Source organism: Marinobacter changyiensis, from assembly GCF_009193265.1.
Lineage (GTDB): Bacteria > Pseudomonadota > Gammaproteobacteria > Pseudomonadales > Oleiphilaceae > Marinobacter > Marinobacter changyiensis.
In genome coordinates, this window is sequence record NZ_VZZZ01000007.1 from 20,789 (window position 1) to 40,576 (window position 19,788).

Annotated in this window: 20 protein-coding genes; 4 read left to right on the forward strand and 16 right to left on the reverse strand. The window is 57.2% G+C overall.

All coding sequences use genetic code 11. The features are described from left to right. Nucleotides 1-10: 10 nt before the first annotated feature. The 10 genes from F6Y09_RS17965 to murJ form a co-directional block, all read right to left on the reverse strand. Entirely contained in the window at nucleotides 11-544 is a 534-nt protein-coding gene (locus tag F6Y09_RS17965; RefSeq protein WP_152208336.1) for a pilus assembly PilX family protein, read from the reverse strand. A 20-nt stretch (nucleotides 545-564) separates the two neighbouring features. Then, a complete protein-coding gene (locus F6Y09_RS17970; RefSeq protein WP_152208337.1) occupies nucleotides 565-1,623 on the reverse strand; it encodes a PilW family protein in 1,059 nt (352 codons plus the stop codon). Then, nucleotides 1,620-2,042: a type IV pilus modification protein PilV gene (gene pilV / locus F6Y09_RS17975; RefSeq protein ID WP_246180601.1), complete on the reverse strand. Its 423-nt coding sequence runs from the start codon at nucleotides 2,040-2,042 to the stop codon at nucleotides 1,620-1,622. The genes F6Y09_RS17970 and pilV overlap by 4 nt, the downstream gene beginning before the upstream one ends. A 5-nt stretch (nucleotides 2,043-2,047) precedes the next feature. Continuing rightward, nucleotides 2,048-2,515 carry a GspH/FimT family pseudopilin gene (locus F6Y09_RS17980; protein ID WP_152208339.1) on the reverse strand — a complete coding sequence of 156 codons (468 nt, stop codon included), beginning with the start codon at nucleotides 2,513-2,515 and terminating at the stop codon, nucleotides 2,048-2,050. Nucleotides 2,516-2,827: 312 nt separating this feature from the next. After that, nucleotides 2,828-3,781 (reverse strand): 4-hydroxy-3-methylbut-2-enyl diphosphate reductase, encoded by a 954-nt coding sequence (gene ispH, locus F6Y09_RS17985; protein WP_152208340.1) that lies wholly within the window; start codon nucleotides 3,779-3,781, stop codon nucleotides 2,828-2,830. A gap of 22 nt (nucleotides 3,782-3,803) precedes the next feature. Beyond that, complete coding sequence (fkpB, locus tag F6Y09_RS17990) at nucleotides 3,804-4,256, reverse strand: FKBP-type peptidyl-prolyl cis-trans isomerase (protein WP_152208341.1); 453 nt, start codon at nucleotides 4,254-4,256, stop codon at nucleotides 3,804-3,806. Continuing rightward, on the reverse strand, nucleotides 4,256-4,768 hold the full coding sequence (gene lspA, locus F6Y09_RS17995) for a signal peptidase II (protein WP_246180596.1): 513 nt from the start codon (nucleotides 4,766-4,768) through the stop codon (nucleotides 4,256-4,258). Before lspA ends, fkpB begins: the two co-directional genes overlap by 1 nt. 11 nt (nucleotides 4,769-4,779) lie before the next feature. After that, complete coding sequence (ileS, locus tag F6Y09_RS18000) at nucleotides 4,780-7,599, reverse strand: isoleucine--tRNA ligase (RefSeq protein WP_152208343.1); 2,820 nt, start codon at nucleotides 7,597-7,599, stop codon at nucleotides 4,780-4,782. A gap of 59 nt (nucleotides 7,600-7,658) precedes the next feature. Beyond that, nucleotides 7,659-8,609, reverse strand: a complete 951-nt coding sequence (gene ribF, locus F6Y09_RS18005) for a bifunctional riboflavin kinase/FAD synthetase (protein WP_152208344.1) — start codon at nucleotides 8,607-8,609, stop codon at nucleotides 7,659-7,661. A gap of 101 nt (nucleotides 8,610-8,710) precedes the next feature. Then, nucleotides 8,711-10,291 carry a murein biosynthesis integral membrane protein MurJ gene (gene murJ, locus F6Y09_RS18010; RefSeq protein ID WP_152208345.1) on the reverse strand — a complete coding sequence of 527 codons (1,581 nt, stop codon included), beginning with the start codon at nucleotides 10,289-10,291 and terminating at the stop codon, nucleotides 8,711-8,713. A 223-nt stretch (nucleotides 10,292-10,514) separates the two neighbouring features. Here murJ and rpsT point away from each other — a divergent pair, with 223 nt between their 5' ends. Then, on the forward strand, nucleotides 10,515-10,784 hold the full coding sequence (rpsT, locus tag F6Y09_RS18015) for a 30S ribosomal protein S20 (RefSeq protein ID WP_152208346.1): 270 nt from the start codon (nucleotides 10,515-10,517) through the stop codon (nucleotides 10,782-10,784). An 82-nt stretch (nucleotides 10,785-10,866) separates the two neighbouring features. On the opposite strand, the gene proB is transcribed toward rpsT, so the two are convergent. The 4 genes from proB to rplU all read right to left on the reverse strand — a co-directional run bounded on the left by proB (nucleotide 10,867) and on the right by rplU (nucleotide 13,959). After that, on the reverse strand, nucleotides 10,867-11,991 hold the full coding sequence (gene proB / locus F6Y09_RS18020) for a glutamate 5-kinase (protein WP_152208347.1): 1,125 nt from the start codon (nucleotides 11,989-11,991) through the stop codon (nucleotides 10,867-10,869). A gap of 45 nt (nucleotides 11,992-12,036) precedes the next feature. Continuing rightward, a complete protein-coding gene (gene cgtA / locus F6Y09_RS18025; RefSeq protein WP_152208348.1) occupies nucleotides 12,037-13,239 on the reverse strand; it encodes an Obg family GTPase CgtA in 1,203 nt (400 codons plus the stop codon). A gap of 111 nt (nucleotides 13,240-13,350) precedes the next feature. Continuing rightward, nucleotides 13,351-13,611: a 50S ribosomal protein L27 gene (gene rpmA / locus F6Y09_RS18030; RefSeq protein WP_152208349.1), complete on the reverse strand. Its 261-nt coding sequence runs from the start codon at nucleotides 13,609-13,611 to the stop codon at nucleotides 13,351-13,353. A 36-nt stretch (nucleotides 13,612-13,647) separates the two neighbouring features. Next, nucleotides 13,648-13,959: a 50S ribosomal protein L21 gene (gene rplU / locus F6Y09_RS18035; protein WP_152208350.1), complete on the reverse strand. Its 312-nt coding sequence runs from the start codon at nucleotides 13,957-13,959 to the stop codon at nucleotides 13,648-13,650. A 221-nt stretch (nucleotides 13,960-14,180) separates the two neighbouring features. Between rplU and ispB the strand changes: the two genes are divergently transcribed. Continuing rightward, nucleotides 14,181-15,149 carry an octaprenyl diphosphate synthase gene (gene ispB, locus F6Y09_RS18040; protein WP_152208351.1) on the forward strand — a complete coding sequence of 323 codons (969 nt, stop codon included), beginning with the start codon at nucleotides 14,181-14,183 and terminating at the stop codon, nucleotides 15,147-15,149. A gap of 48 nt (nucleotides 15,150-15,197) precedes the next feature. On the opposite strand, the gene F6Y09_RS18045 is transcribed toward ispB, so the two are convergent. Then, nucleotides 15,198-16,199: a glutathione S-transferase family protein gene (locus F6Y09_RS18045; RefSeq protein WP_152208352.1), complete on the reverse strand. Its 1,002-nt coding sequence runs from the start codon at nucleotides 16,197-16,199 to the stop codon at nucleotides 15,198-15,200. A gap of 158 nt (nucleotides 16,200-16,357) precedes the next feature. On the opposite strand from F6Y09_RS18045, the gene F6Y09_RS18050 reads away from it, so the two are divergent. Both F6Y09_RS18050 and F6Y09_RS18055 read left to right on the forward strand, forming a co-directional pair. Continuing rightward, a complete protein-coding gene (locus tag F6Y09_RS18050) occupies nucleotides 16,358-17,290 on the forward strand; it encodes a LysR substrate-binding domain-containing protein (RefSeq protein ID WP_152208353.1) in 933 nt (310 codons plus the stop codon). A 94-nt stretch (nucleotides 17,291-17,384) separates the two neighbouring features. Beyond that, nucleotides 17,385-18,911 (forward strand): WS/DGAT/MGAT family O-acyltransferase, encoded by a 1,527-nt coding sequence (locus tag F6Y09_RS18055; RefSeq protein ID WP_152208354.1) that lies wholly within the window; start codon nucleotides 17,385-17,387, stop codon nucleotides 18,909-18,911. A 15-nt stretch (nucleotides 18,912-18,926) separates the two neighbouring features. Here the strand turns inward: F6Y09_RS18055 and F6Y09_RS18060 are convergent, their stop codons facing one another. Continuing rightward, nucleotides 18,927-19,577, reverse strand: coding sequence for a DUF2057 family protein (locus tag F6Y09_RS18060; protein ID WP_152208355.1), 651 nt, complete (start codon nucleotides 19,575-19,577; stop codon nucleotides 18,927-18,929). Between the last annotated feature and the right edge of the window lie 211 nt (nucleotides 19,578-19,788).

Genomic DNA, 19,788 nt, shown 5'->3' on the forward strand with positions numbered 1-19,788 from the left:
TCCCATAACTTTAAATCTGCTTGGTGAAATACACTTCAATTATTCGACGGGCCCTTCCCGAAGGGCCTTCCGCCCTCGCGACTACCCTGAAGGCGTGAATGTTGGCCGCGCCACTCTCGTGGTTGTAGCCCCCGATAACTCCGTCGGCAAGCTGGTCTTCGGCAAAGCCCAGGCCCTGATACTCGACAAAATACACGGGCGTCACTCCTCCTATCGGATTGCCACTTTTCACCTTCTCAGAAGTCCAGGTCGTTTCATCGTAGGGGCTGGGCGCGCGCTTAGTCTCGTCCCGAAGATCGTACAGGCCGCCAGTGCTATCAAAATCCGAAAATGTGAGCACATTATCCTTAACCCATAACTCTCCCACTCGGGCTCCGTCTTCCGCCGCCTCCAGGGCGGATATACCCTCGGACTGGGCGCCCGCCATTCGTTCCTGCATCACGCTGCCCTGCATGCCGGATATTGCCAGAATGGTCAGCACCAAAAGAATAATCAGTGAAATAAACAGAACCGCACCGTGTTGCCTGGATCTCATCGCAATCATCAAAGTTTCTCTCCTACCCGTCACTGCAAACGGCTTCTGATTCCGGTGGTAATGCTGAATTCCCTGTACAGGCGACGGTCTGGCATCGTTAGTAATGCTGCAGGAGCCGTACCCGTGCAGCTGAACCAACTCGGGAAACAGAATGACTGAGGTACATCGACGACGTTATCCTGGGGTGATCGGGTCAGTATACTGAGCTGCAAAGCAATTACGTCCTCCTCACTGGCAATCCCCGCCCATGACGTCGCCCAACTCCCAACGACCGAATCCTCAGGCGGGTCCTCGCCAGCTCTGACTCCTAAGCGCACCCGCATGTCATAGACCTCTCCCACCAATTCCTCGGCGCCTGCGAGATTGCCGACGATTTCTCCGGAGGCGGCCGAGACGACCATCGGATTCAGCGTAAGGGACCGATACCCCGCATTTTCACGGACGTAGAAAGCGTTTCTCTGGGGGCGAAACACCGTTGCGCCCGAGGGGTATTCACTCTGCGTCTGGGTGGCGTTTCCGGGCACGGTTGAACCGCCGGTATTCGCAACAATGGCGTTATCTTGCACCTGTGTTGCCTGAAATATGTCCCCGAAACGACAATCGCTGATTAACAAAATATCCCCTTCATCGACATAATCCTGGGGATTCACCCCGGTAAAGATTGTCGCGCTATTAACTGGGGTCTGATCGGTGGTACGCAACGCCGCATTGGTATTCACACCGCCAAGAAACAGGACATCTGAACCCTCTACCGCGCCCCAGACATTGCCTGCCGCTACATTAAATTCGACGTCAATCCCGGTGGTAAAACTGTCAAGGTCAACCGAACCGGCTTTAAGCATGATGTTGATTCTCACCTGGTTCGTACAGCCAAAGTAGGCCGCATTCCTGATCACTCGGGCCATAATATCCGATGCCAGGCGACCAGATTCCTGCACTCTGGCACTGGACTCATTCACTCGTGACGTCTGGCTGTTACTGGTGAATATCTGCACCAGTCCCGCGGTCAGCAGTGACGCCAGCAGAAGAGCGATCATCAACTCTACGATAGACAATCCGCGCTGCTTTTTATCAATCGTGATGCTCATAAAGGCGCCACCGTTGCCTCAACTACCAGAGATCTGGTTTGGGTGCCGCCAGACTCTTGGGAAACCGGCACCCTCTCTTCCCAGGTCACCTTAATAGTTGCAAGAGATCCGTCAAAAGTAATTTGGACCGTCGAATCATCTCCCAAACTGGTCTTGACCTTCTTTTCAAGTTCAGTCACATCACCGGCCGAAAGCGGACTTCCTCCATTCAATCTAAGACGCTCCGCAAGATCCTGAACATGCAGGTTTGCTTTTGTCTGTAAAAATGAGTTGTTAGTTTGTTGTAACGAGACCACTTGCACTCCAGCTACGCCTAGAAGCCCGATCGCCAGGATGACTACAGCGATCAAAACCTCAATCAGAGTGAATCCCCGTTGCTTCCCGGAAAGCGTTAGACCGAAACGATTCTTGACTGTCATCTTTCTCACGGGCACACAACTCCGTCACTGACAACCCTGACTTGCCCTCCGAGCGAAACTTTCACTTCGCGGCCCTCTGGAGCGGAATTACAAACTTTTAAAGCCACACTGGAATCTGCCAATCCGTTGCCCCGAAAACGAAAAGCGCCGATATTGCTAATAGATATACTTGGTTCTGCCTGAGAGGTAACTCGAAGCTGATCTGCTCCGACAGCAACTTCAACGCCGTTTTCATAAGCCGCGATGCCGCCTTCTGTTCTTGGAGAAACGGTTACACTCTTTCCATGCCGGATCGCTTCGCTTCGAGCAAAGGTCACCACTCCAACCAGATCATTCGTTGCTGCTGTCAGCCGGTTACTTTCAACAAGCCGATTAAAGGAGGGAACTGCAACAGTGGCAACAATTGCTATGAGCACCACCACAATCATCAACTCAATTAACGTAAAACCCGAACTTCTGTTTCGATAAGACATAGACCACTTCCATTCTGACTTACACGGAGATTAAACAACGTCCATCTTGGGTGCCATGGGCGACACGACGAACGGTGCCAGTCGGCGGATAACCGGTAGGATAATCGGGATTTTTGTGAGCAGGATCAGGTTTTTGTGCAGGTTGCGCTAGAGAACTATTGGCTTACTGATGAGAAACAAAGTAAGCGGACAGGTCTTTCCAAAACCGTACGGAGCCATGGATGGCGGAGGACGAGCGTACAGGGAAGTATTTACAGCGTGTTTTGGAAAGACCTCTCCGCTTACTAACGCACGGATTAGTAACAAGGAAAGTCAGGAAACTTCCACTGCATCGATACGAAGTTCCTTCGGCATGGAGAAAACAATGTTCTCCTCACGGCCCGGGATTTCAGCTGGAGCTTCGCCGCCCAGTTCTCGCAAGCGGTTGATGACGTCATTGACCAGGACTTCCGGAGCGGAGGCGCCGGCGGTCACGCCTATCGCCTGCTTGCCTTCAAGCCAGGCCGGATCGATCTGGCCGGCCTCGTCAATCAGGTAAGCCGGTGTGCCCATGCGTTCGGCCAGTTCACGCAAACGGTTTGAATTGGAACTGTTGGGTGAGCCGACCACCAGCATCAGGTCACAATCACCGGCCAGTTGCTTGACGGCATCCTGGCGGTTCTGGGTAGCGTAGCAGATATCATCCTTACGAGGCCCCTGAATCTCAGGGAACCTGGCGCGCAGGGCGTCGATCACCTTTGCGGTATCGTCCATGGAAAGGGTGGTCTGGGTGACATAGGCCAGTTTGGACGGGTTCTTGACCACCAGGGTCTCGACATCCTTTTCGTCTTCCACCAGATAGATATCACCGCCTTTGCCATGGTCATACTGCCCCATGGTGCCTTCCACTTCCGGGTGGCCCTGATGGCCGATCAGGATGCATTCGTGGCCGTCACGGCTGTATCGCATGACTTCCATATGTACTTTGGTGACCAGCGGACAGGTAGCGTCAAAAACCTTCAGGCCACGACAGGCAGCTTCTTTTTGCACGGCCTGGGAGACCCCGTGGGCGCTGAAGATCACCAGATGGTCGTCCGGTACTTCGTGCAATTCATCGACAAATACCGCACCCCGGTCACGGAGGTTGCTCACCACAAACTTGTTATGGACCACTTCGTGGCGCACATAGATCGGTGCTCCGAACACGTCGAGGGCGCGATTGACGATTTCGATGGCGCGGTCAACACCGGCACAGAAGCCGCGGGGATTGGCGAGTCGGATTTGCATGGCAGACGCTGCTCTTTGGTGGTCAGTGGGCGGCCTGGGCCGGCTCCACGTCAATGATTTCAACTTCGAATACCAGTGTACGCCCGGCCAGCGGATGATTAAAGTCGATGGTTACCTGGTCCCCTTCCACATGCTGCACCACGCCCGGCAACTCCTGCTGCCGGGCATCGGCGAACGAAATCATTACGCCGGGGTCCAGCACCATGTCGGCGCTGAAATCCGAGCGTTTGAACATCTGCACGTTGCTCGGGTTGTGCTGACCGAAGGCTTTTTCCGGGGGCACATTATACGTTGCCGTTTCACCCGCCTTCATGCCCAACAGATAGGCCTCGAAATTCTCTGGCAGGTTGTCATCGCCGATTTCCAGCGTTGCCGGCTGCTTGCCAAACGTCGTATCAATGACTTCGCCATCGGTAAATTTGAGTGCGAAGTTCAGGGTAATCCGGGTGCCCGTGTCTATCGGTAATTCGTTCATCAGGCCGCATCTCCTCGGTCGTCGCTGCTGGATGGGTTGCGGAACATATCAATAATCAACATGACGGCGCCGATCGAAATAGCCGTGTCGGCGACATTAAACGCCGGAAAATGATAGCCGCCCCAGTAAAAGTGCAGAAAATCGACCACATAACCGTGCACAATCCGGTCATAGACATTGCCCAATGCACCTCCCAGGATCAATACGATAGCGATGGCCATCCAGGTCTCATGCTGGCGTAAGGTGCTGAGCCAACGCACCAGCACCCCGCTGACGCCCAGCGCCAGGATCACGAAGAACCAGCGTTGCCAGCCGTCTGCCCCGGCCAGAAAGCTGAAGGCAGCGCCCGTGTTGTGAAGCAATGTCAGGTTGAACAAAGGCATCACCGGCACTGGCTGGCCATAACTCAGCCAGGCCGTGGCCATGGCCTTGGTGCCTAAATCGATTACGATCACCAACACCGCCAGCCAGAGCCAGCGAAGCATGGCCTTGGGTCGCGCACTATCCGCCATCACCTGCTCCATCAGGCAAACGCCCGGGTTTCACCCTGGCCTTCGACGTTGTCCACGCACCGCCCGCACAGGTCGGGATAGGCGGCGTGGCTACCCACATCGGCCCGGTGATGCCAGCAGCGTTCACATTTGGTGTGCTGTGATGGCACAACTTTCACCTGCAAACCCTTATGGCTGGTGGTTTCCGCGCAGACAGCCTCGGACAATGGCCGCACCGTTGCTTCGGAGGTAATCAGAACAAAGCGCAGTTCATTACCGAGGCGGCTGAGATCCGCTGCCAGGTCATCCTCGCAATACAGTGTCACCTCGGAGGTCAGCGCACCTTTGATTTCACCTCGCCCCCGTGCCTCTTCGAGGCACTTGTTGACTGCTTCCTTGACGCTGTAGAGCTCGCTCCAGTATTGGCGCCCGAGTTCCGCATCGTCCGGCATCGCCGTCAGACCTTCGTACCAGGTTTCAAGGAACACGCTCTTACTGCGCTCGCCCGGCAGGTGTTGCCAGATCTCATCAGCGGTAAAACTCAGAATCGGCGCTATCCAGCGCACCAGAGCCTCTGCCACATGGAACAAAGCGGTCTGGCAGGATCGCCGGGCCAGGCTGTCGGCCTGAGTGGTGTATTGGCGATCCTTGATGATGTCCAGGTAAAAGCCGCCGAGGGTGGCTTCGCAGAAGTTGTAAACCTTCTGGTAAATCTTGATGAAGGCGTAGTTCTGATAATCCTCATTGAGCTCGCGCTGCAGCACCAATGCCCGGTCCACCATCCAGCGATCCAGCGCCAGCATATCGCCGGGGGCAACCGTATGGCTGGCGGGATCAAAGCCGGTCAGATTGCTGAGCAGGAAACGCGAGGTGTTGCGAATGCGACGGTAGCCGTCCGCGGTCTGCCGCAGAATGTCCTTGGAGACGGTCATTTCGCCGCTGTAATCGGTCGCAGCCACCCACAACCGCAGAATGTCGGCACCCAGCTCGTTCATCACTTCCTGGGGCGCGATGACGTTGCCCACCGACTTGGACATCTTGTGGCCCTTGCCATCGACGGTGAAGCCGTGGGTCAGCACCTGTTTGTAGGGCGCCACACCATTAATCGCGATAGAGGTTTTCAGGGATGACTGGAACCAGCCCCGGTGCTGATCCGATCCTTCCAGATACATGTCCGCCGGAAACTGGCCCAGCTCCGGGCGCTTGCGAAGTACAGAAGCGTGGGTGACACCGGAATCAAACCACACATCCAGCGTATCCGTTACCTTCTCATACTGATCCGCATCCTTGCCCAACAGGCTGGCGGCGTCCAGATCGTACCAGGCGTCAATACCGCCCTCCTCGACCTGAACGGCCACGGCCTCGATCAGGTTCAGAGTGTTCGGGTGCAACTCCAGGGTCTCTTTATGGACGAACAGGGTGATCGGCACGCCCCAGGTACGCTGACGGGAAATACACCAGTCCGGCGACTGCTCGAACATGGCTTCAATGCGGTTCTGGCCCCAGCCGGGCACCCAACGCACGCCCTTGATCGCTTCCAGCGCATCACGGCGCAGGTGCTTCTTGTCCATACTGATGAACCACTGCGGCGTAGCGCGGTAGATCAGCGGTGTCTTGGTGCGCCAGCAATGGGGGTAACTGTGACGGAACTTCTCGGCCCGCACCAGTTTGCCTTCACGGGTCAGGGCGTCACAAACCGGGCCATCAGTCTTGTAGACATGAATCCCGGCAAACTCGCCGGCAGCGGAGGTGTAGGTGCCATCGGCCTGAACCAGGTTCAGAGTGCCGATGCCGTATTCCTTACCCACCACAAAATCTTCCACACCATGGTCAGGCGCGGTGTGAACCGCCCCGGTACCGGCCTCGGTAGACACGTGATCTCCCAGGACCACCGGCACCTGCTTGTCATAAATCGGATGTTGCAGCAGCACGTGTTCCAGCGCGCGCCCCTTGCAGGTGGCCAGCACGTCGGCGCCCTCTACCCCCCAGCGGGTCATGATCTCATCCACCATATCGGCGGCCAGCACCATGCGTTCAGGGCCGTTGCCGACGTCCACCTGAACCAGCGCGTAATCAAGCTCGGCATGGAGCGCGACCGCCTGATTGGCCGGAATGGTCCAGGGGGTAGTGGTCCAGATAACGACCGAAATGTCACCTTCACCGGCATTGGTGCTGAACAGCGCCTGCACCTTCTTCTGGTCCACCGCGGTAAAGCGCACATCAATCTGGGTCGAGGTCTTGTCCTGGTATTCAACTTCCGCTTCTGCCAGTGCGGACTGCCCGACCACGCTCCAGTAAACCGGTTTGAAACCACGGACCAGATGGCCGTTTTCCGCAATCTGGCCGAGCGCCCGGATGGTATCGGCTTCAATCTTGGGGTCCATGGTGAGGTAGGGCTTTTCCCACTCACCCATCACACCAAGACGGATAAAGTCCTCTTTCTGACCGGCGATCTGCCTGGTGGCGTAATCACGACAGGCCTGGCGAAAGGTCTTGAAATCGACCTTGACGCCGGCTTTACCGATTTCCTGCTCAACCTTGTGCTCGATGGGCAACCCATGGCAGTCCCAGCCCGGCACATAAGGCGCGTCAAAGCCCATGAAGCCACGGGATTTGACGATCATGTCCTTGAGAATCTTGTTGACCGCATGACCGATATGAATGCTGCCGTTGGCGTAAGGAGGGCCATCGTGCAGGATAAACTTCTCCCGACCAGCGCGAGCTTTGCGCAAACTGTGATACAGGTCGATCTCCTGCCAGTGCCTGAGCATATCCGGTTCGCGCTTGGCAAGATTACCGCGCATGGGGAAGGCGGTATCTGGCAAATTCAGGGTGTGCTTATAGTCGCTCATGGGTCTCTGTGAGTGCTCTGTCGTCGGTCAGTTGTGGGTAGCGATCGGCTCAATGCGGGTTACCGGTTCGCCAGCCAGTGGCGCGCATCACGCATATCCTGTTCTATCTGGGCCTTGAGGGCGTCTAAGGACTCGAAACGCACTTCATCCCGTAACGGGTGTAAAAATGTCACTGTCAAACGCTGGCCATACAGTGTGCCAGCAAAGTCAAAAAGGTGCACTTCCAGCGAAGGCGCTTTGCCATCAACCGTAGGGCGCAGGCCAATGTTGGCAACGCCCGTTTGCGTGGTGCCATCGGGCAGCTCTGCACTGACCACATAGACCCCTCTCAAGGCCGGGACATGCTTGAGCATGATGTTCGCCGTCGGCGCTCCGATCTCACGGCCCAGCTGTTTGCCGTAGACCACGCGACCGGAGATTGAATAAGGCGCACCCAAGAGCCCGGCAACCTCTTCCAGCTGGTTTTGCTGCAAACATTTGCGCACCCGTGAACTGCTGATGCGTTCGCCACCGGACATGACGGTGCGGGTGTTCTCGACCGTAAAACCGGCATCACGGCCTACCTGTTCCAGCAGGGCAAAATCACCGGAGCGATCACAGCCGAACCGGAAATCGTCGCCCACCACCAGATGCCGGACCTGTAACCCGTCAATCAGGATATCCTTGATGAACCCCATGCCGGAATACTGGCGAAACTGTTCGTTAAATTTCATGCACAGCACCACGTCGACGCCGAGGGCCGCCAGCGCCTCGAGTTTCTGGCGAAATTCCATCAATCTTGGCGGTGCATCCCGGCCCTGGAAAAACTCCCCGGGCTGGGGCTCAAAGATCATCACAACGCTCGGCAATCGAAGCTTCTCTGATTGCTCCTGCACCTGCTCAATAATGGTCTGGTGCCCGAGATGCACACCGTCGAAGTTACCGATGGTCGCTACACAGCCCTTGCCGAGAGACGCTCTGGTTTCCCCGGACATCGATTTCAGGTTAGTCAGGCCTCGGATCAGCCGCATGTAGAGCGCACCTTAAAGCGGGTGGTGGTGAGAAAACACGGGATTATAACCTATCTGCCCTGCGGCGATAAGGTTTGCCGGCCATACCGGACAATAGCCGGTCACTTGAGACGGAAGTGACGTACCCGCACACCCGCCAGAGCCAGCGCAACAAAGTAAACCAGCGCGCCGGCCCCCACCAGAATCGCCATATCCGTCGCCCGCTGTATACCGCCCGCCGCCAGCCAGCTGTCCACGGGCGCCTGCAAATATACGATGATAGCGCCGAGGGCCGCGTTGGCGACCAGAAGCTGAAGCAGGAATTTGCGCCAGCCCGGCTGGCTTCGCCACGCGCCTTCTTTTTTCAACCCGCGCCACAAGAGTCCGGCGTTAAGCCAGGCTGACAGCGAGGTGGCCAGCGCCAGGCCGGCGTGGGCGAGCGGAAAAATCAGTATCAGGTTCATCGCCATATTGGCGACCATGGCAATGATGCCAATCTTGACCGGGGTGCGAGTGTTCTGACGGGCAAAGTATCCCGGCGCCAGCACCTTGATCAGCATAAAGGCCAGCAGGCCCGCGGAGTAGGCCCTGAGACTCTGGGCCGACATGCCCACGTCCCTTGCGGTCACTTCCCCGTAATAGAACAGCGTCGCGATCAGCGGTTCCGCCAGCAACGCGAGCGCCAGGGCCGCCGGCAGACCAATCAACAACACGCCCCGCACCGCCCAGTCCAGCGTGGCGGTGAACTGATCAATGGATTCCGCGGCATGCTTTCTGGACAGGTTCGGCAGAATGACCGTAGCGATCGCAATGCCGAACACACCCAGCGGCAATTCAGCCAGGCGATCGGAGTAGTACAGCCATGACACACTGCCGGTCTGAAGGAAGGATGCCAGCACGGTATCGAGCAACAGGTTGATCTGACTCACTGACACCCCGAACAGGGCTGGCGCCATCAGAGTCAGAATGCGCTTGACGCCTTCATGCCGGTAATCCACTTTTGCCCGGGGTAACAGCCCCAGTCGCATCAGGAACGGCAGCTGGAAGAACAATTGCAAAGCACCGGCAATCAACACCCCCCAGGCGAGGGCCATCACCGGAGTTTCCATCAGGGGTGACAGGAACACCGCCGCCGCGATCATTGTGAGATTCAACAGCACCGGCGTAAACGCAGGTATCGCAAAGCGGTCGTAGCTGTTCAGGATCGAGCCGGCAAAGGCCGTCAGGGAAACCAGCAACAGGTAGGGAAAGGTAATCCGCAGCATATCGCTGGCCAGGGAGAACTTTTCAGCGTCACCCATAAAGCCCGGCGCAAAGACTGCGGTGAGTACCGGCGCCCCGAGCATCGCGATCAGGGTAACACCCAGCAGTACCAGCCCCAGTGAACCGGCCACCGCATTCACCAGACGCCGTACGTCGGTGAGGGACTGTTGCTGGCGGTAGGAAGACAGCACCGGCACGAAAGCCTGATTGAACGCGCCCTCGGCAAACAGTCGCCGGAGAAAGTTGGGGATCTTGAACGCCACGAAAAACGCATCCGCGGCCGTGCCCGCGCCAAAATAGCGGGCAATCACCATATCCCGGACCAGACCGAGCACCCGGGACAACATTGTCATCACGCCCACCACTCCGGATGATCTCAGCAAACCCGGCGCCTTCGGTGGCTCGGCAGGTGGGTTGTCAGCGGGTGGTTTGATCGACATCGGGGGATCGTCCTTGGTCATCGGGTAGCGGCGGCACGGAGTTTATCACAGGCTTTCAGACGGACCGAGAATCCACTGTGCACATCCGCCAACATACCCGCTCCAGACTTGACATTACGGGCCTCACGCGGCATGATCTCGCGTCATTTAATTCGAGGCGCTGGTTGTTCGCGCGCCCGCGATTGAACCAGAAACGCATTCAGTTCTTTTCAGGAGTTACACGGTGGCAAATTCCCCGCAAGCCAAGAAGCGCGCACGTCAGAACGAGAACCATCGCAAGCATAACGCGAGCCTGCGTTCTATGGCGCGTACGTACATGAAGAAAGTCAATGCCGGCATTGAGTCCGGTAATTACGAACAAGCCCAGGCCGCTTACCAGCAATGTCAGCCAATTATGGACAGCATGGTAAACAAGGGTGTGTTCGAGAAGAATAAGGTTGCACGCCAGAAGAGCCGTATGGTCGCCAAGATCAAAGGCCTGAAGACCGCGTAAGCGATCTTTTGAAGAAAAACCGGCCCAGGCCGGTTTTTTTATGTCTGCAGTTAACGCTCTACCATCAGACCACCCTCTACTCTCAGACCACTACCAGGTTATCCCGATGAATCAACTCGGCGTCGGAAATATAGCCCAGCACTTCGGTAATACGGTCACTTGAGCGCCCCGCGATGGCACGCGCCTCGTCGGCGTCGTAATTGACCAGCCCCCGGGCAACTTCACGGCCGGCGCCATCGGTGCAGGACACCATTTCCCCGCGCCGGAACTTGCCAGAAACCGACTTTACCCCTACCGGAAGCAAACTCCGCCCCCCCTGGCACAGCACGCGAACAGCACCGTCATCCAGGATCAGGGTACCCCGGGTCTGCAGATGGCTGGCCAGCCACTGCTTGCGGGCCGCCAGCCGTCCCTGCTCCGGCAACAGCAGTGTGCCCAGTTGCTCGCCACTGCGAAGACGGGAAATTGCTCGCTCAAGGCGCCCACCCACAATCACCGTGAAGGCACCGGAGCGAGCCGCCAGCCGCGCTGCCCGAATCTTGGTCTGCATGCCCCCCCGACCAAGAACACCCGCACCACCGGCGGCCATGGCGTCAAGGCCGGTATCCCCGGCCTGGCGCTGGTCAATCAGACGGGCATCCGGATGGTGCCTGGGGTCCCGATCGTATAGGCCCTGCTGATCGGTCAGGATAATCAACCCATCCGCCTCGACCAGGTTAGCAACCAGCGCTCCCAGGGTATCGTTATCACCAAAGCGGATTTCATCGGTTACCACGGTATCGTTTTCGTTGACGATCGGAACAACACCAAAATCCAGCAACGCACGCAGGGTACTGCGGGCATTCAGATAACGCTTGCGGTCTGACAGGTCATCATGGGTTAACAGGATTTGAGCAGAAGGCAAATTGTGACGCTTGAACTGGGCTTCCCAAATCTGGACCAGGCCCATCTGGCCGACGGCAGCGGCCGCCTGCAACTCGTGCAGTCGCTCCGGCCGTGCTTTCCAGCCCAGTCTGCTCATGCCCTCTGCCACCGCGCCAGAGGACACCACCACCACCTCGACACCGTCGCCGATCAGACCGGCAATCTGGTCCACCCAGCCGCCAAGGGCGTCAGCATCCAGGCCTTTGCCGTCGTTAGTCAGCAAGGCGCTGCCGATTTTTACCACCAGGCGGCGGGCACGGGTCAGTTGCGGGCGTTCAGTCATGTCAGGCTCGTGTTACTTGCGATCTTACTGGCGGTGTCACCGCTTTTACTCCGGGGCGTAAACGACCTCGACGTCATAATCATCGTCGTCATCGCCAAAGTCGTCCTCGCTACCGCTGCTCTTGCGGGCTTCGCGTCTTGCCTGCTTTTCGGCCTCAATCTGGGCCCTGGCTTCTTCATCCATGCGACGCTGACGCTCGGCTTCCGCGGCCGCGACTTCCGGGTTCTCGGCTTCCTCTTCCGCGCGCAGCTCAATCCATCGCATCACCGCTTGCGCCAAAGGTTTGGTACCTTCGCCACTCAGCGCTGAAATCTGGAAGACCGGGCCGTCCCAGCCAAGCTGGTCAACAATAGCCCGGCAATGTGCTTCCCGTTCTTCCTCGGAAACCATATCGACTTTGTTCAGCACCAGCCAACGATCCCGGGTGGATAACGTCTCGCTGAACTTCTCAAGCTCGTGGTCGATAGCGCGCACGTTGTCCGCAGGTGAAGATCCGTCGTACGGAGCCACATCCACCAGGTGGAGCAGTAACCGGGTTCGTACCAGGTGCTTCAGGAACCGGATGCCCAGCCCTGCGCCCTCGGCCGCACCTTCGATCAGGCCCGGAATATCAGCCACCACAAAGCTCTGATGGGCCTGCACACTCACCACACCCAGATTCGGCACCAGGGTGGTAAAAGGATAGTTGGCCACCTTGGGTCGGGCCGCAGACACCGAACGGATGAAGGTTGATTTACCCGCGTTTGGCATCCCTAACAAGCCCACGTCAGCGACAACCTTCAGCTCCAGACGCAGATTGCGAAATTCGCCCTCTGAGCCCTTGGAAGTCTGGCGTGGCGCACGGTTAACGGAGGATTTGAAGCGGGTATTGCCCAGTCCGTGAAAGCCCCCCTGGGCCACTTTCAGCCGGTCGCCGGCATGGGCAAGATCGCCCAACACCTCATGGGTATCCATATCGACCACGGTGGTGCCGACAGGAACCGGGAGAATCAGATCCTCACCCTTACTGCCGGAGCAGTTGCGACCACTGCCACTTTCGCCGGTATCGGCCTTGAATCGACGCTGGAAGCGGTAATCCACCAGGGTATTCAGGGCTTCGGCAGCCTCCAGGTAAACCGAGCCACCATCACCACCGTCACCGCCATCGGGGCCGCCACGGGGAATGTATTTCTCACGGCGAAAGCTCAGACAGCCATGGCCACCCTTGCCAGCTTCCACCTGAATGGTGGCTTCATCAACAAATTTCATCAGTTACACATCCGGAAAACAGATTTTTTCTGGCTAACAACCAAAAAAGCCCCGCAAGCCTCAGAGAAGCACTGCAGGGCTTTCGGTCCTACCGAACCGGAGATCGACAGCTTATGCGGCTGGAACGATACTCACGAATTTGCGGCTATCAGGACCTTTGACTTCAAACTTGACCTGACCGTCTGCTTTCGCAAACAGCGTGTGGTCACGGCCGAGGCCGACGTTCGAGCCAGCATGGAAACGAGTTCCGCGCTGACGGACGATGATGCTGCCCGCAGACACGCTTTCGCCGCCGAAGCGCTTGACACCAAGTCGTTTCGACTCGGAATCGCGACCGTTACGGGTACTACCTGCTGCTTTTTTATGAGCCATTGCTAGCCTCCTTCATTTCGGGGGAAAACGAGAGCCTCAGCCCTTGATACCCGTGATCTTGACTTCAGTGTACCACTGACGGTGGCCCTGACGCTTCATGGAATGCTTGCGACGACGGAACTTGATGATATTGATTTTGTCCGCACGGCCGTGGCTTACCACTTCCGCTGTCACCTTTGCACCTTCGACTACAGGCGCGCCGATCTGAACAGTGTCGCCGTCTACAATCATCAGTACGCGGTCAAACTCAACGGCACCGCCGGTTTCAGTCTCAATTTTTTCGAGCTTCAGGGTTTCGCCTTCCACTACGCGATGCTGTTTGCCACCGCTTACGATTACTGCGTACATGGTTATCTCCACTATTGACCCATCCCTGCTCTTATCCACCTGGTTCTAAGGGAAGCACTTCGGCGACCCTATAGCAGGGAGCGCAGGTTGGGATGAGTTTGGGCGCGTGATTGTACGAAAAGCAAACCACTAATACAAGCCAAGTTGACACTGATACGCGCAATACCTAGCATTGCGGCCAACCCGCCCTTTTTCATCGCTTAACTGACTGGATCAGCCGCATGACAGCGCAGCGCATCTATGACACCGTCGCGGACGATTTCAGCCGCGTAAATGACCTGATTACCCACCGGCTATCGTCTGATGTGCCGCTGGTTGAGAAAATCGCCCAGTATATTGTAGAAAGCGGGGGCAAACGCCTGCGCCCTTTATTGGTGCTGTTAACCACCCGCGCCCTCGGGTATGAGAAGGACGACCACCTGAAGCTGGCGGCGGTGATTGAATTTCTGCATACCGCCACCTTACTGCATGACGACGTGGTGGACACCTCGGACCTGCGACGGGGCAAAAAAACCGCCAACGCCCGCTGGGGCAACGCACCGAGCGTACTGGTCGGGGACTTCCTCTATTCCCGGGCCTTCCAGATGATGGTTGAACTCGACAGCATGCCGGTCATGAAGGTGCTTTCGAGCGCCACCGCGGTTATTGCAGAGGGTGAGGTCATGCAGCTGATGAACATAAAGAATCCGGATCTCAGCGAAGCGCAGTACATGACGGTCATTCACAATAAAACCGCCATGCTGTTCGAGGCCGCATCCCACTCTGGCGCTCTGCTTGCCAACGCAACGACTGACCACACCCTTGCCATGAAAGACTATGGCAAGCATCTGGGTCTGGCCTTTCAACTGGTGGATGATGTTCTCGACTACCGGGGCGACGCCGAAGCCATGGGCAAAAACGTGGGCGATGATCTCGCAGAGGGCAAGACAACCTTGCCTCTGATTTATGCCATGCTCCATAGCAGTGACGACGACCGCAAACTCATCAGGACCGCTATCCGTCAGGGCGGACTGGATGACTTACCGGTCATCTTGGCCATTGTCGAGCGCTCCGGTGCCATCACCTACACGCTGGCGCGCGCGCAGGAGCAGGCTGACAAAGCCAGCAGGTGCCTCGAGGAGCTGCCGGAGTCGCCCCACAAGGACGCCCTCAGACTACTGACCGAGGTTGCGGTGGCCCGATTGGCATAACCCGATTGGCATAAAGGGTGACATGAAGGGTGGCCTGAAAGGCCCCCCCTAGCCCTCAAAGCCGGAACCCAGCTCACTACGATGATGGGGCGCGTCAAAATCAAGCGCCGGACCCACTGGTACAATCTGCGTGGGATTGATCGTCCGCTGACTGACGTAATAGTGCTGCTTGATCTGGCCGATATCCACTGTGCCGGCCACGCCCCTCACCTGGTAAAGATCTCTCAGATAGCCCGACAAATGCTCGAAATCTGCCAGTCTCTGGCGGTTGCATTTGAAGTGGCTGAAATACACCGCGTCAAAACGTATCAGCGTCGTAAACAGGCGCCAGTCCGCTTCGGTAATGCGACGCCCCACCAGGTACCGCTGACGACCCAAGCGCGCCTCCAGCCAGTCCAGTGAATCAAACAGCTCCCCGTAAGCCTTTTCGTATACGTCCTGGGCGGTGGCAAAGCCCGCCTTGTAGACCCCGTTATTAACCGTGTCGTAGACCCGTTGGTTGACCTGGTCGATGTCCTCTTGCAGATCGGCAGGATAAAAATCCAGCTCCTGCCTTACACCCGCAATGCCGTTAAATGCCGAGTTGAGCATCCGGATAATATCTGCAGATTCGTTGCTGACGATGTCGCCCCTCTGTTTGTCCCACAGTACCGGCACGGTCACCCGGCCGGTATAGTCCGGTGCAACTTTTGTATAGATTTCATGAAGAAAGCGGGCGTTGTTTATAAGGTCCCGGTGGGCAGAATCCTCAGGGCGAAATTCCCAACCGTTCTCAACCATGTCGGGATGCACAACCGACACCGTGATGTGTTTTTCGAGTCCTTTCAGAGCTCTGAAAATCAACGTCCGGTGAGCCCATGGGCAAGCCATGGACACATAAAGGTGGTAGCGACCGGACTCGGCCTTGAAACCGCCCTCCCCGGAAGGTCCGGCCGTCCCATCCGCCGTCACCCAGTTGCGAAACCGGGCGCTTTCACGCTCGAATTTACCGCCGCTTTTTTTGGTGTCGTACCACTGGTCCTGCCACTTGCCATCCACTAATAAACCCATACTTTCCTCCGGAATTGTCCGGCTGGTATCTCGCTAGGCCGAGATCACAAGGCCGGACACACTAATACAGTTGAATTGATTAATGGATACAGGGTACCGTCGGAAGTCTGAGCCGAACAACCGATGTATTCTGGCCATCACATTCAGATTATTCGAACATGCATACAGCCATCACAATCGACGCCCTGAAAGTTCTCGATGCCATTGACCGCAGGGGCAGCTTTGCCGGTGCCGCCAATGAGTTGTTCCGGGTACCCTCAGCCATCAGCTACACCGTCCAGAAACTGGAAGAAGATCTGAATGTCGCGATTTTCGATCGCAGCGGTCACCGGGCGGCGCTAACCCCCGCAGGCCGATACCTTCTGAACGAAGGCCGGGCCTTGCTGGAAGCGACCGAAGCCCTCGCTCACACCACCCGACAAGTTGCGAAGGGCTGGGAGACACGGCTCAGAATTGCGGTTAACTCGCTATTACCGGTAGATGCACTGTTCCCCGCCATTCATGAGTTCTACGCCCTGGATGTACCGGTGGAGGTTCAGCTGATCGAGGAAGTGTTCGCGGGCGCCTGGGATGCCCTGCAAAGTCGCCGGGTGGATCTGGTCTTCGGAGCAGATCAGCTCAGCAAACCTGCCGGACCCTTTACCACCAAGGTGCTGGGAAAGATGCCGTTTGTCTACGCCGTCGCCCCCGACCACCCCCTGACCCAAGTGACGCACCCGTTGCTGGAAAACGATATTGCCAGATACCCGGCTGCGGTCGCTGCAGACAGCTCCAGAAGTCTGCCTGCGGGCTCGGCGGGTATTTTCCGCCGCCAGCGTACCCTGACAGTCACCAATATTGACCAGAAGATTGCGATCCAGGCGGCCGGGCTTGCGGTCGGCTGGCTGCCCGAGGCGCGCATTCGTGGCGAACTGGCAAAGGGCGACCTGGTCGCCGTTCCGGTTGCGGAAGGCCGGCAGCCGGTGGTGCTTCACCTTGCCAAACACAGTGACGACGTGGGCAAGGCACTGCTCTGGTTTTGGGATAAGCTTGGGGAAACCGCCGCTTTTTCAGACTGGCTCCAGCCAATGGACAGCAGAGCAGGCCGGTAATCCGAGCACAGCCCAGGGAAAGACAACCGGGTCAATTTTTCATTATCGCGGGCGGGGTATACTCGTGCCAACAGATCAAATCAGGGAGCCCTGAATGCGGCAGTTATCCGAGCTGGATGCCTCTTTTCTGTACCTGGAGTCAGAAAGCGCACCGATGCACATTGGCGGCATCTATCTCTTTGCCAGTGAGGATTGTGACAAGCCACTGGCATTCAGCACCTTTGTCGCGTATCTGCGCAGCCGGTTGCATGTGGTGCCGCTGTTCCGCCAGAAGCTCAAACACATTCCGCTGCGGCTCGGGCGGCCCTACTGGATTGACGACACCGAGTTCAGCATTGAGCGCCACCTTGCCTACGTCAGTCTGGGAGCAAACCGCAAACTCGACAGCCTGATGCGACTCGCTTCACGAATTCTTGAAGAACCCCTGAAGCGGGACCGGCCACTGTGGCATATCACCTTTGTCGATGGTTTCCGCCACCAAGACAACGGGGATGCCAAGCAGGGGTTTGCATTGATCGTTCGGCTTCACCATGCCGCCATTGATGCCTTCAGTGGTGAAGAAATTATGGGCAAATTACTGGAATATGCACCTCAACCCCGTCACATTACTTTGCCCGAACCCTGGCAGCCACGCTCAGCCCCCTCGGATGAGCGGGTCGTCCTGCAAGCCAGCGCCAATCTGTTGCGAAAACCCTTTCAGATGGCCTCCCTGGCAACTAGCGCTGTGGAAGCCACCGCCCGCGGCCTGATTCGGCGACAGCTGCATAAGCTGCCACTGCCATTCCCGCTGTTCCAGGCACCCCACAGCCCTTTTAACCGGCAAATTACCGCCAACCGACGCATTGTGGCCGCCAGTATCGAACTACCAAGACTGAAGGCGATAAAGGCCAGTCTGGGCGACGTCACTCTCAATGACGTTGTGCTCGGGATCTGTGCTGAGACCCTGCGGCGCTACATGGAGGCCCAGGGCGCCGATACCCAGCGGTCACTGGTCGCCATGACACCCGTATCGGTCAGATCCAAGAGTTTGCGATCCCCAACAGGCAACCAGATGTCAGCCATGCTGCTCAACCTGGCAACAGACGAGCCCGACCCGGCCCGGCGAATTCGACTGATACACCGGAACGCAGTGGCTTCGGAGCCCTATCAGGAAGCCATTTCCGCCGACCGGCTGACCGAGCTGGTACCATCGACCATGCTGGCACTCTCTGCCCGGCTCTATTCGGAACTCCAGCTGGCGCAACGTTATCAGCCGGTGTTCAACGTGCCGATCACCAATGTGCCGGGGCCCCAGGTGCCGCTCTACCTTCAGGGCGCCCGGCTGGTCCGTCAGTACAATACGGCACCGCTGTTCGACTCAATGGGGCTTGTGATTGTTGCGGTCAGCTATCAAGGCATACTGACCATCAACTTTACATTGTGTCCTGACGTGGTGCCGGATGGTGAAAACCTGCAGCTGCTGGTCACAGAGAGCCTGGACAGCATTGAAGAGGCAGCGGCCAACCTGCCTCCCGATACTGATAAAAACCCTTCACAGGAAGACCGCCAAACGCTGACAGACGATGCTCTCAATCTGATGGAAGGCGTGATCCGCAAAGCAGTTCGACGCCTTCGCAATTAGCATTTCGTCTGGCTGCTACTCGAAGGCCCAGCGCAGGAATTCACGTTTTTCCTCACCGCTTGCCTGCCCCCAAATCTGTTTGAGCGCATCAAGTCGATTTATGGGCTCACCCGACTGTGCCGTCGGGGTTGCGGCTGGTGTGACAGCGACTGCTTCAGGTGATCGTTCCAACACGGGCAACGCTGGCCGAGGGCTGGTTGCAGGCTTGCTGGCCTCAGCCACAACCCGGCCGGACTGATCCACGATCCGGCCGTCAAAATTGGCGGCAAACGCTTCCGCTTCCTCCCGGTTAGCAAGCTCCGGGATCTCAAACCGGTACACTTCACCCGCGCGGGCATTCAGCACGAACTGCTGGGGTTCCGACTTGACTGTGTGCACCTTGGACTCACCATTCCTGACCACGGTATTCTTTGCCCAGATGGTCTTGTGGGTAACCACCACGGTGTTCTCGCCCGGCAGCAACTGATAGTCGAGCGCCAGGTCATCCATCAGGAAGTTGCCAACTTGTCGGCCGTTTACCCGCACAACCTGAATGCTGCCTGGCGCTTCCAGCACAGCCACCTGATCAGCATCCGCAGCTGCACCTTCCCAGGTCTGTACACTCTTCATGGCAGTACTGCAGCCAACCAGAGCAACACTGGTGAGCAAAACCAGTAAAAATTTCATAACAACCTCACAGGTTCGAAAACGGAATTGTCGCATTCTGACGACTGCATTTGACAAGCGCAAGACAGACGGTCCCTATCGGGAAACGGCTTTCTGCCTGAATGCACCCTGACCGTTCGTCGGAATCTGGAAATTTTTGTAATATTTTGTTGAATTCAGCCTGAATTGATTTACTTTTGACATAGTATCTGTATTCGCCATCGGCCCGTTA

Bases quoted from the DNA above. Each gene is read 5' to 3' on its own strand.
- rpmA (WP_152208349.1), bottom strand. From the start codon at position 13,611: ATGGCTCATAAAAAAGCAGCAGGTAGTACCCGTAACGGTCGCGATTCC.
- F6Y09_RS18050 (WP_152208353.1), top strand. From the start codon at position 16,358: ATGCATACAGCCATCACAATCGACGCCCTGAAAGTTCTCGATGCCATT.
- F6Y09_RS18055 (WP_152208354.1), top strand. From the start codon at position 17,385: ATGCGGCAGTTATCCGAGCTGGATGCCTCTTTTCTGTACCTGGAGTCA.
- F6Y09_RS18060 (WP_152208355.1), bottom strand. From the start codon at position 19,577: ATGAAATTTTTACTGGTTTTGCTCACCAGTGTTGCTCTGGTTGGCTGC.
- murJ (WP_152208345.1), bottom strand. From the start codon at position 10,291: ATGTCGATCAAACCACCCGCTGACAACCCACCTGCCGAGCCACCGAAG.
- ileS (WP_152208343.1), bottom strand. From the start codon at position 7,599: ATGAGCGACTATAAGCACACCCTGAATTTGCCAGATACCGCCTTCCCC.
- F6Y09_RS17970 (WP_152208337.1), bottom strand. From the start codon at position 1,623: ATGAGCATCACGATTGATAAAAAGCAGCGCGGATTGTCTATCGTAGAG.
- ispH (WP_152208340.1), bottom strand. From the start codon at position 3,781: ATGCAAATCCGACTCGCCAATCCCCGCGGCTTCTGTGCCGGTGTTGAC.
- ribF (WP_152208344.1), bottom strand. From the start codon at position 8,609: ATGCGGCTGATCCGAGGCCTGACTAACCTGAAATCGATGTCCGGGGAA.
- F6Y09_RS18045 (WP_152208352.1), bottom strand. From the start codon at position 16,199: ATGGGTTTATTAGTGGATGGCAAGTGGCAGGACCAGTGGTACGACACC.
- proB (WP_152208347.1), bottom strand. From the start codon at position 11,991: ATGACTGAACGCCCGCAACTGACCCGTGCCCGCCGCCTGGTGGTAAAA.
- pilV (WP_246180601.1), bottom strand. From the start codon at position 2,042: ATGACAGTCAAGAATCGTTTCGGTCTAACGCTTTCCGGGAAGCAACGG.
- fkpB (WP_152208341.1), bottom strand. From the start codon at position 4,256: ATGAACGAATTACCGATAGACACGGGCACCCGGATTACCCTGAACTTC.
- F6Y09_RS17980 (WP_152208339.1), bottom strand. From the start codon at position 2,515: ATGTCTTATCGAAACAGAAGTTCGGGTTTTACGTTAATTGAGTTGATG.
- F6Y09_RS17965 (WP_152208336.1), bottom strand. From the start codon at position 544: ATGATTGCGATGAGATCCAGGCAACACGGTGCGGTTCTGTTTATTTCA.
- lspA (WP_246180596.1), bottom strand. From the start codon at position 4,768: ATGGCGGATAGTGCGCGACCCAAGGCCATGCTTCGCTGGCTCTGGCTG.
- rplU (WP_152208350.1), bottom strand. From the start codon at position 13,959: ATGTACGCAGTAATCGTAAGCGGTGGCAAACAGCATCGCGTAGTGGAA.
- cgtA (WP_152208348.1), bottom strand. From the start codon at position 13,239: ATGAAATTTGTTGATGAAGCCACCATTCAGGTGGAAGCTGGCAAGGGT.
- ispB (WP_152208351.1), top strand. From the start codon at position 14,181: ATGACAGCGCAGCGCATCTATGACACCGTCGCGGACGATTTCAGCCGC.